Raw genomic sequence first — 238 nt, forward strand, 5'->3', positions numbered from 1 at the left:
GGGCCGGAACGAAGCGATCTCAGGGGGTCAGTCGAGGGCATTTTCCCCCTCAGCCGGCGTCGCGGCCTGATCGGCGGCCTCTGCCGGGGCTTGCGCAGAGGTCTGGGACGCGGCATCGGACCCGCCCGCCGACGGCGGCACGGTGGTCGCGCCGCCCAGGTCAAGCTCGACCGGGACGCGGGTTTCGCTGCGCTGCGGCTCCATGTCGCCCAGATAGGCATAGCCTGCTATCCCCGCG

At 72.3% G+C, this 238-nt stretch carries 1 pseudogene; it reads right to left on the reverse strand.

Annotation, left to right across the window (positions count from 1 at the left end):
* Window positions 1-27: 27 nt before the first annotated feature.
* Window positions 28-238: pseudogene (locus tag RMT89_RS45310) on the reverse strand (hypothetical protein); the annotation flags it as partial.

Source organism: Streptomyces sp. P17, assembly GCF_032436805.1.
GTDB lineage: Bacteria > Actinomycetota > Actinomycetes > Streptomycetales > Streptomycetaceae > Streptomyces.